The organism is Paraburkholderia sp. 2C, from assembly GCF_054589215.1.
In genome coordinates this window covers 210006-224120 of sequence record NZ_BAAILL010000017.1, presented here as the reverse complement: position 1 = coordinate 224120, position 14115 = coordinate 210006, and the positions used below count along the sequence as shown (strand labels likewise).

The 14115-nt window shown below is 65.0% G+C and carries 17 protein-coding genes; 10 read left to right on the top strand and 7 right to left on the bottom strand.

Annotation, left to right across the window (positions count from 1 at the left end; genetic code table 11):
- Positions 1-29: 29 nt before the first annotated feature.
- From ACYPXD_RS05600 to ACYPXD_RS05590, 3 genes are read left to right on the top strand one after another with little or no spacing between them, the layout of a single operon-like run.
- Positions 30-1475, top strand: a complete 1446-nt coding sequence (locus tag ACYPXD_RS05600) for an MFS transporter (RefSeq protein WP_459708375.1) — start codon at positions 30-32, stop codon at positions 1473-1475.
- On the top strand, positions 1472-2827 hold the full coding sequence (locus ACYPXD_RS05595; protein WP_459708373.1) for an MmgE/PrpD family protein: 1356 nt from the start codon (positions 1472-1474) through the stop codon (positions 2825-2827). Before ACYPXD_RS05600 ends, ACYPXD_RS05595 begins: the two co-directional genes overlap by 4 nt.
- Positions 2820-3557: an MmgE/PrpD family protein gene (locus tag ACYPXD_RS05590; protein WP_459708371.1), complete on the top strand. Its 738-nt coding sequence runs from the start codon at positions 2820-2822 to the stop codon at positions 3555-3557. The genes ACYPXD_RS05595 and ACYPXD_RS05590 overlap by 8 nt, the downstream gene beginning before the upstream one ends.
- A gap of 151 nt (positions 3558-3708) precedes the next feature.
- Here ACYPXD_RS05590 and ACYPXD_RS05585 read toward each other — a convergent pair whose 3' ends face one another.
- Positions 3709-4248 carry a BspC domain-containing protein gene (locus ACYPXD_RS05585; protein ID WP_459708368.1) on the bottom strand — a complete coding sequence of 180 codons (540 nt, stop codon included), beginning with the start codon at positions 4246-4248 and terminating at the stop codon, positions 3709-3711.
- Positions 4249-4629: 381 nt separating this feature from the next.
- On the opposite strand from ACYPXD_RS05585, the gene ACYPXD_RS05580 reads away from it, so the two are divergent.
- The 5 genes from ACYPXD_RS05580 (at position 4630) to ACYPXD_RS05560 (ending at position 8179) form a co-directional block, all read left to right on the top strand.
- Entirely contained in the window at positions 4630-4785 is a 156-nt protein-coding gene (locus ACYPXD_RS05580; RefSeq protein ID WP_459708366.1) for a hypothetical protein, read from the top strand.
- Between the two features lie 149 nt (positions 4786-4934).
- Positions 4935-5189, top strand: a complete 255-nt coding sequence (locus tag ACYPXD_RS05575; protein WP_459708364.1) for a hypothetical protein — start codon at positions 4935-4937, stop codon at positions 5187-5189.
- Between the two features lie 78 nt (positions 5190-5267).
- Entirely contained in the window at positions 5268-5798 is a 531-nt protein-coding gene (locus tag ACYPXD_RS05570; protein WP_459708361.1) for a cupin domain-containing protein, read from the top strand.
- 106 nt (positions 5799-5904) lie between these two features.
- A complete protein-coding gene (locus tag ACYPXD_RS05565) occupies positions 5905-6948 on the top strand; it encodes a sulfate ABC transporter substrate-binding protein (RefSeq protein ID WP_459708359.1) in 1044 nt (347 codons plus the stop codon).
- 253 nt (positions 6949-7201) lie between these two features.
- Positions 7202-8179 (top strand): glycosyltransferase family 2 protein, encoded by a 978-nt coding sequence (locus ACYPXD_RS05560; RefSeq protein WP_459708357.1) that lies wholly within the window; start codon positions 7202-7204, stop codon positions 8177-8179.
- Between the two features lie 58 nt (positions 8180-8237).
- Here the strand turns inward: ACYPXD_RS05560 and ACYPXD_RS05555 are convergent, their stop codons facing one another.
- The 4 genes from ACYPXD_RS05555 to ACYPXD_RS05540 all read right to left on the bottom strand — a co-directional run bounded on the left by ACYPXD_RS05555 (position 8238) and on the right by ACYPXD_RS05540 (position 11307).
- Positions 8238-8984 (bottom strand): amino acid ABC transporter ATP-binding protein, encoded by a 747-nt coding sequence (locus ACYPXD_RS05555; protein WP_459708448.1) that lies wholly within the window; start codon positions 8982-8984, stop codon positions 8238-8240.
- Positions 8985-9076: 92 nt separating this feature from the next.
- Entirely contained in the window at positions 9077-9736 is a 660-nt protein-coding gene (locus ACYPXD_RS05550; RefSeq protein ID WP_459708355.1) for an amino acid ABC transporter permease, read from the bottom strand.
- Positions 9733-10377: an amino acid ABC transporter permease gene (locus tag ACYPXD_RS05545; protein WP_459708353.1), complete on the bottom strand. Its 645-nt coding sequence runs from the start codon at positions 10375-10377 to the stop codon at positions 9733-9735. The genes ACYPXD_RS05550 and ACYPXD_RS05545 overlap by 4 nt, the downstream gene beginning before the upstream one ends.
- 21 nt (positions 10378-10398) lie before the next feature.
- Positions 10399-11307 carry a transporter substrate-binding domain-containing protein gene (locus tag ACYPXD_RS05540; protein WP_459708351.1) on the bottom strand — a complete coding sequence of 303 codons (909 nt, stop codon included), beginning with the start codon at positions 11305-11307 and terminating at the stop codon, positions 10399-10401.
- 18 nt (positions 11308-11325) lie between these two features.
- On the opposite strand from ACYPXD_RS05540, the gene ACYPXD_RS05535 reads away from it, so the two are divergent.
- Positions 11326-11766, top strand: coding sequence for a hypothetical protein (locus tag ACYPXD_RS05535; protein ID WP_459708349.1), 441 nt, complete (start codon positions 11326-11328; stop codon positions 11764-11766).
- Positions 11763-12350 (top strand): MarR family winged helix-turn-helix transcriptional regulator, encoded by a 588-nt coding sequence (locus ACYPXD_RS05530; protein WP_459708347.1) that lies wholly within the window; start codon positions 11763-11765, stop codon positions 12348-12350. The genes ACYPXD_RS05535 and ACYPXD_RS05530 overlap by 4 nt, the downstream gene beginning before the upstream one ends.
- 40 nt (positions 12351-12390) lie before the next feature.
- On the opposite strand, the gene ACYPXD_RS05525 is transcribed toward ACYPXD_RS05530, so the two are convergent.
- Positions 12391-13656, bottom strand: a complete 1266-nt coding sequence (locus ACYPXD_RS05525) for an amidase (protein ID WP_459708345.1) — start codon at positions 13654-13656, stop codon at positions 12391-12393.
- Positions 13653-14030: an oxalurate catabolism protein HpxZ gene (gene hpxZ, locus ACYPXD_RS05520; RefSeq protein ID WP_459708343.1), complete on the bottom strand. Its 378-nt coding sequence runs from the start codon at positions 14028-14030 to the stop codon at positions 13653-13655. The genes ACYPXD_RS05525 and hpxZ overlap by 4 nt, the downstream gene beginning before the upstream one ends.
- Positions 14031-14115: the final 85 nt, after the last annotated feature.

The following is a 14115-nucleotide window of genomic DNA, read 5'->3' as shown; positions in this document are numbered from 1 at the left end:
CACTTTCCATTGAAAGACAGGAGACGTCGATGTATATGGACAAGGAGCTCGCAACCGTCGGGTACGGGCATGCGAGTGTTTCGGCGCGCCTCGACCGGCTGCCGCCCACGCGCTATTTCAGAGGGCTCGTGGCGCGCATCGCGGTCGGCGGGTGGTTCGAGTTCTACGAGCTCTTCATGGCGGCGTATGTGTCGCTCGGCCTGATTCACAGCGGTCTGTATCGCGCGACCACGGCGAGTCTGTTCGACATCAACGGCTTTGCGAGCTTTCTCGGCTCGTTCTTTGCCGGCATGTTCGTCGGCACGGTCGCGCTCGGCGGCATCACGGACCGCTACGGGCGGCGCGCGGTGTTTACCGCGGCGATGGTCATCTATTCGATTGCGACATTCATTGCGGCCTTCCAGACTTCGCCGGAACTGCTCGACGTATGGCGCTTCGTCGCGGGCGCGGGCATCGGCGTGCAACTGCTGACGGTCGATACCTATATCTCCGAGCTTACGCCCTATAAAACGCGCGGCCGTTACATGGCGTTCAGCATTCTCGTGATTCTCACGTCGGTGCCGGTCGTCGCGGTGCTTGCGTATGGGCTCGTGCCGCGCACGGTGCTCGGCCTCGAAGGCTGGCGCTGGGTCATGATCATCGGCTCGGCCGGTGCGATCGCCATCTGGTTCGTGCGGCGCGGGCTGCCGGAGTCGCCGCGCTGGCTCGAAAGCAAGGGCCGCGACAAGGAAGCGCATGCGATCGTCGATGCGATCGAAGCGCGCGTCGTGGCCGAAACGCGCCGGCCGCTCGCGGCGCCGCAGGCGGATGCCGCGAGGCCGGACGCAAGCGGCGCGCACGCGCATGGCCCCGCATCGGACAAGGACAAAGGCTCGTGGGGCGAGATGTGGAAGGGCCGCTATCTGCCGCGCACCGTCATGCTGTCGCTCTTCAATTTCTGCCAGACCTTCGGCGTGTACGGCTTCGGCTCCTGGGTGCCGGTGCTGCTGTTTTCGAAGGGCATCACGATCACGCACTCGCTGCTCTACACGATGGTGATCGCGTTCGCGACGCCGCTTGGCGCGATCGGCGCGATGACGTTCGCGGAGCGGCTCGAGCGCAAGTGGCAGCTGGTGGGCTGCGCGCTCGTCGTCGCGGCGGCGGGCCTGCTGTTCGGCCAGGCGCGCGAGCCCGCGATGATCCTGGTCTGCGGCAGCGCGGTGACGATCGCGAATAACTGGCTGATCGGCATCTTCCATACGTACCAGGCCGAGCTGTATCCGACGCGTATCCGCGCGCGCGCGGTCGGCTTCGTGTTCAGCTGGAGCCGGGTCAGTTCGATTTTCGTGGGGTTCTGGGTGGCGGCCTTGCTCAAGCATTCGGGCGTGACCGCCGTGTTCGTGCTGATTTCGTCAGCCATGTTAGTGATCGTCGTGATGGTCGGCGTGCTCGGCCCGAAGACCAACGGCGTTCGTCTCGAGGAGTTGTCTCAATGAGTTTTGTCGCCGCCGCATTCGCGCAGGGCCTTTACGCGCTCGCGCAGCGTCCGCTGCCCGCCGACGTCCAACGGGAGGCCCGGCGTTCGTTTATCAATGTGGTCGGAACGTCGATCGGCGCCTCGCGCCATCCGGGCGTGGACGCGATTCTCGGGGCCGCCCGCGATCTGCGCGTCGCCGAGCTCGCGCCGGTGCCGGGCCGCACCGAACGCGTCGATGTGCATTTCTCGGCGCTGGCGACCGGCTTCGCCGGCCATCTCGACGATTTCGACGACACTCATCTCGCCACGGTGATTCACCCGGCCGCGTCGGTGCTCGCGGTGCTGACCGCGCTCGCGCCCGAAACGAAGCCGACCGGCGCCGCGGCGCTGACCGCCTTCGCGCTCGGCTGCGAGGCGCAATTGCGCGTGGGCGTGTCGATCTCGCCCGAGCACTACGACCGCGGCTGGCACATTACGGGCACCTGCGGCGTGATCGGCTGCGCGTTCACCGCGGGCCTGCTGCTCGGTCTGAACGAAGCACAGCTCGCGGACGCGGTCGGCCTCGCCGCATCGATGTTCGTCGGCCATCGCGAAGCGTTCGGCACGATGACGAAGCCTTATCACCCGGGCAAGGCGGCGTCGAACGGCATCGCGGCCGCGCGTCTCGCGAAGGCGGGGCAGCGCGCGCAGGCCGATATCTTCGAAGCGCAAGGCGGCTATTCGCATTCGATGTCGACCAAGGTCGATTTCGATCTGATGATCGGTGCATTCGGTGAACGCTGGGAACTGCTCTTCAACACGTACAAGCCCTATCCGTGCGGCATCGTTGCGCATCCGGCGATCGACGGCGGCCTCGCGCTGTCGGAAAAGATTGCCAACCCGGCCGATATCGAAGCGATCACGCTGCGTTGCCATCCGCTCGTGCCCGAGCTGATGGGCAACCCGCAGCCGAAGGACGGTTTGCAGGCGCGTTTCAGCGCCATTCACGGGGTGGCCGCCGCGTTGTGCGACAAGGTGGTCGGCATCGCGCAGTACGAAGACGCGCGCGTCGTGCAGGAAGACGTGACGGCCGTGCGCGCAAAAACGACGCTGGCGCCCGATACCGCGGTGAACCGCGACGAGGTGTTTATCGAAGCGCGGCTGAAGAACGGCACGAGCGTCAAACATCACGTCGAGCATGCACGCGGCAGTCTTGCGCGCCCGCTCACCGACGACGAACTGCTGAACAAGGTTCGTCTGCTCGTCGATCCGCTGCTTGGCAACGGCACCGCCCGGAAGCTGGCGGCGGTGGTCGATGGTCTTGCCGACGCGGCGAATCTCGACGGGCTTTTCGCGCTTTGCACTACGACGAAGGAATCGAATCATGCATAACCCCGCTGCTCACTCCGCCGTATCCGACGCGCTGGTCCGGTTCGCGTCGGGCCCGCTCACCGAACGGGGCGCGCCGGCCGCCGCCGCCGCGGCGCGCGCCATCGAGCATGCACGCTCGAAGCTCGCGTCGCTGAACGGCGCGAGCCGGCAAACCGCCACGCTGCTGCAATTTCAGGGCAGCGGTCCGAACGACACGCGCGTGCAATCGTGGGCGCTCGGTGCGACGCTCGCGAACGAAGCGCCCGCGACGGTGGCGACGCCGGTGCTGGCCGCCGTCGTCGCCACCGGCGAGCTCGTATCCGCCGACGCGGACGATCTGGCGGCGGCCGCCGCGATCGGGATCGAAGCGGCGCTGCGGATTCGCCATGCGGTGGACAGCGACGAATTTCGCGCGCGCTGGAACGTCGCGTCGGCAGTCGGCGTGCTTGGCGCCGTGCTCGCGGTCGCGCGCATTCTGACGCTCGACGAAACGCGCACGCGCAACGCGCTCGGCATTGCGGCCACGCAATCGGCGGGGCTCGCGCACAACGCGGGTCTGCCGCTCGCGGGGCTCGAGGTCGGCAAGGCGGCCGCCGATGCGATCGAGGCCGCGCTGATGGCGAAGCACGGCTTCACGAGCGCGCCGGCTTCGATCGACGGCCGGCGCGGTTTCGCCGCGCTGATGGCATACCGCTTCGACGCGGCGGCGATTACCGAGGGTCTCGGCGACGAGTGGCTGTCGATGCAGTGAGCGGCGAACCGTGCGCGTGATGGTGGATGGTATGCAGGTGGATGGTATGCAGGTGGCTGGTATGCGGGTGGCCGGTATGCGGGTGGCCGATGTGCGGCGGTCATGCGGGCCGCCGCCGTCCCTGAATGCGCGCGTGCGCCGTGCTGTGCGGTCAGCGCGGCGCGAACGGCTCGAGCGTGACGGACACGACGTGCGAATGCCAGAAGCCGCATCGGGCGATGGCCGGCACCCACGCGTTGTGCTTGCGGGTTCTCGCGGAGCCGTGAATCGTCACGGTCGAGTCGACTTGAGGTGTGGCCGGCTGCAAGGCACCCTGCGCGACGCGTTGCGTGGCGTTTTCCGCGACGCTCTGTGCGGTGCTCAGCGTGGGGCGCTGGGCGGTACTCGGCGCGGCGTCTTGTGCGGCGGAAGCCGGCGCGCTGCTATCCACATCGCGAACCTTTGCCTTCAGGAGGCGCACGTCGGGTGCGAGAAACGTGTCGTAGCGCGCTGCGGTGCGGATCCAGCGGTCGATTTCCGCGATGCAATTGATGACCGCCGGGCGGACGTTGATATGCGTCAGATACGCGTAGTCTTCGGGAATCGCATCCTGGGCATCCTGGGCGCGCGATGAGGCGGCTTGAAGAATCAGTAGAAGGCCGGCAAGGGCGATGGGAACGACAAGTCCTTTCATGACGGGTAAGAGAGGCAAGTAGGGCTGTTTATTGCAGGAAGCACGATGCAGCATGCCGGTCAGTCGGCGCCGCACTGTGCGTTTCGGTTTGTCGCGCGTTGCACGATGTGGCCAGCTAATCTGGCGAAAGTTCCGCTGCTGCCGCGCAATATGCAATGAGAAGCCGCTTCCCCTTTATCAATCTGCTCGTCGCGTCGGGTCTGTCGTGCTGCTCGCAACGGCCTGTTCGAACAAGGACAGCGTGTTTTCAAGGCCGCCCGCGTTGACACTGCGCTCGCAGGCGTCGGTCGCGGCGGTGGCCGACTGTATCGCTGCGAGGTGGAAAGCCAGCGCGCGCCATTTGCGTCGTGTGCATCGGGACAACATCGTCACGCTGCAGGCGCAACCTTTTTCGATGGCGTGAAGATCGGCGTCCGGCTCAGGCCGCGCTCGGGCGCGACACGCGTTCAGTTCTTCGAGCGGCGTGTCGCGGACCCGCTTTACGCCGCGATGGTGCGCGCTTGCACGCTGCCGGTCGAAGCCGTTACGCCCTCGAGCGCCAACGCGAGCGAGTAGATTCGCCGTGGCACGGATGCGTGCGGATGCGATTCGGGCGGATGGCATCGTGGCGGATGGCATCGTGGCATGTGAGCCTGCAGAAGACCGGCTTGACGAACGGGGCCGGCCATTGCCTGATTCTCGTCACGCAGGTGCGCGGACACGCCATGCTGGTCGTGCTGCTCGGCGACCCGACAGCGACCGCGCACTTCCAGGATGCGATCGATTCGCGGCGCTCGCTGCTCGGCAAACCGCGGACGTACACGACGCACGGAAAACCGCGCAGCAACCCGCATCGCCGCCACCAGGTTGCCGCGTCAATAAGGCTTCGCTTTGTTTCCCGTTTCGCAACACCGGGTGACGGAAAAGAAGGGAATGAACGATCCGTGCCACGCGTTCCATTGATTGCGCGGTTTCGATAACATCGGTTTGCTCGAATTCGGGTCCGATGCCGACGTCGATCGGGCCGCCTTGTCCGCCTTCAAGGAGTGAACGAAATCATGCAAGCCGACGCTGCGGCCCGTGCCCGCCTTTCCAGCTCAAACAACCGTTTCGATCGTTCCGGCAATCCGCCTGGACGCCCTCCGGCGCGGCACCGTCGCGCGTTCGTGCGCGGCACGCTCGCCGCGCTTGGCGCCGGCCTCGGCTTCGCGTTTGCCGGCGCGGCCTTCGCGCAACAGCCGCCGGCCGGCATCCAGATCGAAACCCTGCTCAAGACCGACAAATCCTGGGACGGTACGCCTTATAAGGGATATCCGTCGGGGCAGCCGCAACTCTCGGTGCTGAAGATCGAGATTCCCGCGCATTCGGTGCTGCCGTGGCATACGCATCCGATGCCGAATGCGGGCTATGTGGTGTCGGGCGAGATCACCGTCGAAAAGAAGGACGGCGAGAAACAGACGGTCAAGGCCGGACAGGTGCTGCCCGAAACGGTAGGCAGCGTCCATCGCGGCGTGACCGGCGACAGTCCGGTTACGCTGATCGTGTTCTATGCCGGCACCGAGGGGATGCCGCTTTCCCAACATCCGTGAAGCGGGTTCGCGAATAATAGCGGGCCGACGGCGAGAGTTCGTGCAGAGTTCGTGCTTCACCCGTCGGTGTGTTACTCGTCTATAAGCGACCCTCAACGGAGAAAAAATGACTGGCAAGACGGCTCAAGCACGTCCGCTCGCCGCCGCGCGCATCGCGTTTGCGGCGGCCGCGGCATTGGCACTGTGGCAAGGCGCACCGCAAGCGGCGCATGCGGATACGACACTGCTCAACGTGTCCTACGACGTGGCGCGCGAACTCTATAAGGACATCGACCCGGCCTTCACCGCCGAATACAGGCAGAAGACCGGCGAGACCGTCGACGTGCGCCAGTCGCATGGCGCGTCGAGCGCGCAGGCGCTGTCGGTGCTGCAGGGCCTGCCGGCCGACGTCGTCACGATGAACCAGCCGAACGATATCGATCTGCTCGTGCAGCAGGGGCATTTGCTGCCCGAGAACTGGCGTACGCGTCTGCCGCACGACAGTGCGCCCTATACGACGACGATGGTGTTCCTCGTGCGCAAGGGCAATCCGAAGCACATCCAGGATTGGGACGACCTCGCGAAGCCCGGCGTGCAGGTTGTGATTCCGAACCCGAAGACGGCCGGCAACGGCCGCTATTCGTATCTGGCCGCATGGGGCTATAAAAAGCTGCATGGCGCGACCGACGCGCAGGCGCTCGACTTCGAGAAAGCGATCTTCCGCAACGTGCCGGTGCTCGATACCGGCGGACGAGGCGCGACCACCACCTTCACGCAGCGCGGCATCGGCGATGTGCTCGTGACCTTCGAAAACGAGGTGTCGCTGATCGACAGCGGCGTGGGCGGCGGCGGTTTCGACGTCGTCTATCCGTCGATGAGCATTCTTGCGGCGCCGCCCGTTGCCGTGGTCGATAAGGTGGTCGACAAGCGCGGCACGCGCAAGCAGGCACAGGCCTTCCTCGACTTCCTGTATTCACCCGCGGCGCAGGAAATCATGGCAAAGCATCATCTGCGCCCGACCGACGCCGCCGTGCTTGCGAAGCACGCCAACGAGTTCAAGCCGATCAAAACGTTCACGGTCGAGCAGGTTTTCGGCAACTGGCAGAACGCGCAAAAAGTGCATTTCGCCGATGGCGGCACCTTCGACCAGATTATCGTGGACCGCAAGTAGCCCTCCTGCTTCGCGCCCTTCGCTGCGCAGGCCCAGCGCTTGCGCAGCGACATCCCGGCGACCCGATCTCGCGTGCGGAACTAATCCGCTACGCGATCGATCATCTTCATCTACTATTTTTGTGCCATGGCCCGCGAGATGGGGGCCTTGCGCCGGACTGTTCGACCGCGAAGGGTCGAGCACGCGTGCGTTCGTACAGGGGAGTCCATTCGGGGGCCATTCCGGGGAATCAATTCGGGAGCGTCACTTCATCATGACAACTGAAACGACAGCGGAAACCAAGGTCTCCATTTGCCTGCCGACGTATCAGCGTCCGGATCTGATCGTCCAGTGCCTCGATTCGTGTCTTTCGCAGACGTACCCGAATATCGAAGTGGTGATCGGCGACGATTCGAAAGACGACCGCACCAAAGCGCTGATCGAAACGCGCTATGCGAACGAGCCGCGCATCAGCTACCGGAAGCACGAGCCGTCGTTGAAGCAGCCGCGTAATATCGCGAGCCTCTTCGCGCGCGCGACCGGCGACAAGATCGTGCTGATTCACGACGACGATTATCTCGCGCTCGACTGCGTCGACCGGCTGCTGCGCGCATGGACGCTCAGCCCCGATATCGAGGTGGCGTTCGGCGATCAGTACGAGGTGGACGAGTCCGGCAAGATCGACATCGAGGGCAGCGCGCGGCTCAACGTCGCGTACTTCCGTACCGCGGGCGCGCAGGGTTTGCAGCGTTTGCCGGGACGCACCGGCATCGTCCAGATGCTGCCGAATAACGGCTGGATGGCGAACGCCGGGCTGGTCAAGCGCATCAGCTACAAGGAGCGCTACGGTCTGGGCTGCGAATATGTGTTCGGCACGGAACTGTGTCTTGCGGCGCGCGGCGTGTACTACCTGAAGGAGTACGTGTCGTATTACCGGAAGACGGGCGTGTCGATCACCACCACGACGCGCGCCTCGCTCGGCGCGGCGACCATGCTTGCGTACCATTTTCTCGCCGGCCTGACGTTGCCGCCGTCACTCGAGCCCGCGCGCCGTGTCGCCTTGCGGCGCATGGTGCCGATCGTCGTGTCGATCTACTCGAAAAACGGCGCGCCGTTGCGTGCGCTGCGGGTCGCGCTCACGCATCTGTATGCGTACCGCTATGGCTTCGACCGGCGGCTTTATTTCCACCTCGCGAGGATTGCCGTCGCGTCGCTGAAGCCCGGCCACGGCGTGCCGCAGCGCGCCGACTGACTTCAGCCCTTGTTTCGCGATGCCGGCCCCGGTTTCAGTCCGGGTTTCATCCCGGATTTCACCCTTTGTGGAACCGCGCGAGAAACTGCTGGGCGCGCGGCGACTTCGGCGCGCCGAAAAACTGCTCGGGCGGCGCGCTCTCGACCACCTGTCCGCCGTCCATAAACACCACGCGCGTCGCGACCTGGCGCGCAAATTCCATTTCGTGCGTAACGATGATCATCGTCGCGCCTTCAGCGGCGAGCGATTTCATGACGGCGAGCACTTCGCCGACGAGTTCCGGGTCGAGCGCGCTTGTCGGCTCGTCGAACAGCAGCACGTCGGGTTTCATCGCCAGCGCCCGCGCGATGCCGACGCGCTGCTTCTGGCCGCCCGATAGCCGCGACGGAAACTGATCGCGCTTTTCGGCGAGCCCCACGCGCGCGAGCAGCGCTTCCGCTTCCGCGCGCACGCTCGCGCGGTCGCGTTTCAGCACATGGAGCGGCGCTTCCATCACGTTTTCGAGCACGGTCAGATGCGGCCACAATGCGAAGTGCTGGAACACCATGCCGATCTTCGCGCGCATGCGGGCGAGGTCGGCATCGCTCATCTTGATGCTTGTGTTGTCGCGCACGCCCATGCGCTTGCCGGAAATATGCACGCTGCCCGCATCGGGCGTCTCGAGCCAGTTGATGCAGCGAAGCAAGGTGGATTTGCCGCAGCCGGACGGGCCGAGCAGGCAGATCGTTTCGCCTTGCGCGACGTGCAGCGACACGTCGCGCAACACGAGATTGCTGCCGAACGACTTCGAGATGCCGCTCAGCATCACAACGGGGCGTGCGTCGTCTTGCGCGGCAAGCGCGGCGTCGTGCAGGGTTTGAGTCGTCTTGACGGCAGCCCACGAAGCAGTAGGGGAATTCACGCGCGGCGTTCCTCGGCAAGTTTGTTCAATGCACCGGTGCCGGCCTCGATCGCGAGGCACACGCACCAGTAAAGCAGCACGGCCGTGACGAAGGCCGCGAACGGAATGAAGTAGGTCGACTGGATGCCGGTCATTTCGTGCGTGAGCTCGTTGACGGCGATCACGGTCAGGAAGGCGCTGTCTTTTACGATCTGAATGATCTGGTTGCCGATCATCGGCATCGCGCGCAGGAAGATCGGCGGCAGGATGATCCGGCGCAGCAGCGCGAAGCCGGAAAAACCGTACGCCTTGCCCGCTTCGATCAGCGTGACGGGCAGTTCGCGCCACGCGCCGCGCAGCAGTTCCGCCATGTACGCCGTGTTGTAGAGAATCAGCGCGATCGCGCCGGCCCACCAGTTCGACAGGCTGATGCCGAGCGTCGGCAGCCCGAAATAAATCAGATAGACGAACAGCAGAAACGGCGCGCAGCGCATCGCATCGACGTAGGCCGTTGCCGCGCGCGCGATCGCCTTGCGCTTCGACATCAGCATCGGCGTCAGCAGCGCGCCGAGCACGAGCGAGGCGAACGCGGAGGAGACGAGCAGAATCACGGTGTTCAGCAGACCGGACAGCACGTCGGCGCGCTGCGCCCAGATGGTCGCGAAGTCGTGAATCATGCGGCTTCTCCTTGCCGCACACGCGATTCGATGGTTCGTTGCACACGCAACAGAACATAGACAATCACGCTGTACAGCACCAGCGCGAACACGAACGGCGGCAGCGGCTCGTACGTGTTCGAGCCGACACGCAGCGCCGCGCGCGTGATTTCGACGATGCCGATCACGGCGACCGCCGGCGTCGACTTGATCTGCAGCGTCATTTCGTTGACGAGACCCGGCAGGCTCGCGCGCCAGACTTGCGGCAGCACGATGCGGCGCATGCGGGTGAGCCGCGGCATCGCGAACGACAGCGCCGCGTCGTACTGATCGCGCGGAAACGCGATCAGCGCGCTGCGCCATACTTCGCAATTGAACGCGGACGTGCTGATCGTCAGCGCCACGATGGCCGCGGGAATCGGGTCGAGCGACAGACCGAACTGCGGCAGTGCGAAAAAGATCAGCAGGGTCAGCGTGACAGTCGGGCACGAGCGGACGATGCTGACGTACGAATACACCGCGCGGTCGAGCACCGGCACGCGCGCCCAGCGGATCAGCGCGAGCGCGAGGCCGAGCGGCACGCCGAGCACGATGCTCGCGAGCGACAGCGAGATCGTCGACAGCGCGCCGCGCGTGATGCTCCAATAGTCGAATGCGGTCATCAGGCGGGCTCGTCTACGCAATCAGTTGATCGACTGCGGCATCGATTCGAAGCTCGCGCCGAACCACTTCTTCTGCATCGCGTACATCTCGCCGCTCTTGCGCAGGTCGAACAGGACGGCGTTGATCATTTGCAGCGCGGCCGTATTGCCTTTCTTGACGGCCCACGCGATATAGACGGGCTGGCCGAGCGGCTGGCCGAGCGCAAAAGTGTCGGGGCGCGTCTTGATCAGCGAATTCAGATTGATCTGCGTGTTCGCGACCGCATCGAGCCGGCCGACGCCGAGGTCCTGATACGCCTCCGGATACGACTGGTACTCGACGATCTGCTTGATGCCCTGGCCGCCGTGCTTCTTTTTGAGGGCTTCGTCGTAGGCCTTCAGGTCCGCGAGCATCGCGCTGCCGGTCTGCGCGCCGACCACCTTGCCGACGAGGTCGTCACCCGATTTGATGCTCGAGCCCTTCTTCGTCGCGTAGTACGTCGTCGATTCGACGAGCGGTGTCGTGAAGTCGAAGGTGTTCTTGCGCTCGGGTGTGACGAGCACCGCGGTCACCGCCATGTCGTACTTGCCCGTCGTCACGCCGGGCAGAATGCCGGGCCACGGCATGATCTGCTGCCGCACTTCGACCGGCAGCTTCTTCTTGACGAGCGCGAGCATCTCGTTGTCGTAACCGGTCGGCTTGCCGTCGTCGACGAATTCGAAGGGCTTGAAGTCGTCTTCGGTGGCAACCGTCAGATAGCCGCGCGCCTTGATGTCGTCGGCGCCGGCCGCGTGGGCCGCCTTCGCGAAGCCGAGCCCGAGACTCGAGGCGGCAAGCGCCGCGAAGAGCGTCAGGACGACGGCGCGCCGGGCCGATGCGTACGGTCGCGTGGCGTGGGCGGTGGCGGCGATAAAGCTGGACGTGAAGCGGGACGTGAAGCGGGACGGCATGTCATTCCCCTTTGCGGTTTGGATGCGGCGGTCGATGAGTTGTCGCTGCGAGACAGCGATATTTGTTTGCACACTTACGAGTTCGATGGCGTCGATGCAAATGACATGCCAGTGATGCGTATCGCGGTGTGGGCGCGGCGTGTGCGCGCGATGCGCATCGTGACGGCGGGAACGGAACCGAAACGACGCACCAAAGCATCGCCGGAATGCACGCGGCGCTACGCGTTGTGCACTTGTTTGGACGAGACAGGCGAATCGCGTTCGACGATCGGGTGCATGCTTCCGAACGCGAATTGGACAAATCGCAGCTTGCGCACACACGGCGCAATACGCCGCTACCGGAAGCATTTCTTCCTGATACGATGTGTACTGACGAAATGGCAAACACGAGGAGATCGGACGATGACCGAGGCGACCTATGAAGGCACGAACGGCCGCACGAATGGCGGCGCGCAATGACCGTTCGAGCGACTAACAAACGGACGGCGGCTAAAGCCGCGCTTGCCGCACCCGCGGCGCCGGCGCATGCGGACACCGACAATCCGTCCGAATGGCGGCATACCGCGCTCGACGCGCGGCCTGGCTTTCTGATCCGCCGTCTGCATCAGATTCACGTTGCGCTGTTTATCGAGGAATGCGCGCCGGAAGGCATCACGCCGGTGCAATACAGCATCCTCACGGCGCTCGATCAGTTGGGGCCGTCCGAGCAGATCGCCTTATCGAATGCGGTCGGCCTCGATCGCGCGAATACGGCCGATGTGATCGCGCGGCTTGCCGAGCGGCGCTTTATCCAGCGCCGCGGTTCGCGTACCGACAAGCGCAAGAAAGTGGCGGAACTGACCGACGTGGGCCGCGCGCTGCTTGCGCGGCTCGAAACCGGCGTCGAGCGCGCGCACGAACGCACGCTGGCCGCGCTGCCCGCGAAGGATCGCAAGCAGTTTATCGAGTACCTCGTGCGGCTCGTCGAAACGAACAACGAACTGAGCCGCACGCCGATCAGGCGCGACGCGCACGCGCGTCGACAAGCGTCTGGAGGGGCTTAAAGGGCTCAGCGTCCCAAGCGTCCACAGAGCCCTAAGCGTCCTAAGCGTCCGGTTGCGCGCTCGCAAGCGCGTCGTGCACCGCTTGCGCCACCGCGAGCACGCCTTCGTCGTCGCCGCGCGCGCCGATCACCGAGAGCCCGAGCGGCGCGCCGTCGAACGACGTCCACGGCAGGTTGACCTGCGGCAAGCCGGCCAGGCCCGCGATGCACAGCATCTGCTGCGAACGCACGCGCACCTCGTCGACTTCCGCGCCCGACGTGCCGATCAGCGGGGCGATCCATGGCAGCGTCGGCATCACGATATAGGTATCGGGCTCCTCGAAGACGCGCGCAAGCGCGCGGATCGCATCGCCGCGCACGCGCTGCGCATCGTGCACCTGCGCCGGGTGGATCGTGACCGCGGCCTGCAGGCGTTGGCGGATATCGGTGGCGAAGCTGTCGAGATGCCGCATCGCCCACGCGCCGTGCTGTTGTGCAATTTCACCGGCCTGTAGCACGCGAAAGCTTTGCGCCCAGGTTTCGGGCTTGAGGCTCGACGACGACAGCAGGCTCATTTCGAAGCGTTCCGACAAGGTGTCGAACGCGGTGGCGAGTGCGGTCCGCACGCGCACGTGCAGCAACGTGACGATATCGTCGGGCAGACACAGCATCACGCGTTCGGGCAGGATTTGCGCGTCGGTCTGCGCGAGCACGTTGAAGACATCGGCGAGCAACGCGCCGTCGCGTGCGAACCAGCCGACCGTATCGAAACTGTGCGCGAGCGTGAAGCAGCCATTGGCGGCGATGCGGCCGTGCGTGGGCCGGATACCCCAGATGCCGCAATAGCTCGCGGGCAGCCGGATCGATCCGCCGCAGTCGGTGCCAAGGCCGATGTCCGCGTAACCGGCTGCCACGGCGACGGCCGAGCCTGAGGACGAGCCCCCCGGGATGCGCGCCGGACTCGCCGGATTGCGCGGCGTGCCGTAGTGAACGTTGATGCCGGCCAGGCTGTAGGTCAGTTCGTCGGTAACGGTCTTGCCGACCCATTGCGCGCCTTCTTCGAGCAGCATGCGCACGGCAGGCGCGGTCGACGTCGCGACGGGTTGATTGTCGGCCCAGGTCGGATTGCCGCCGCCGGCACGCAGCCCTTCGATATCGAACACATCCTTGACCGCGAGACGCGCGCCGGCGAGCGCCGCCGCACGCGATGCCGGTTGTGCCGCGAGATGCGCGGCGATTTCCATGGCAACGGGTGCGGGCAATGCGTTGAAGCCGTCGCGGACGAAGGCGCCGTTAAAACCCGGTTCGAGCAACGTGTTCTGGTTCATGTTTCCATCCAGCTAACATGTGCGGCGACCACGCGCCATGCCTGATCGATCTTCGCCCAGGTCTGCGACTGCCGTCCGACGCGCGCTTCGCCTTCGCGCGTGAACGTGATGTTCGCCACGGCGTAATCGTGCCCGAATGTCGTAATGGAACGGTCGACGACGGTGCGCATCAGATTTGCACCGGGCCGACGCGCGCGAAAGGCGCGAATTTCGTCATACCCATGCAGATTCTCGGTGGCCCCATAGCGAAGTGTATGCGGGCTGTTCCAGAACAGCGTGTCGAGCATCGCGACATCGTTGGTGGTGAGCGCGGTTTCGTACGCGTCGAACGCGGCGCTAACGGCAGCGTAGGTGGCGGGGTCGTTGATCAGCATAGAGGAAAACGTGTAATTCCAGGGCGAGTCATGCGGGCGTTCAGTCTCGCAAAAAAAAATGTCGCGTGCACATACTTCGCGATGC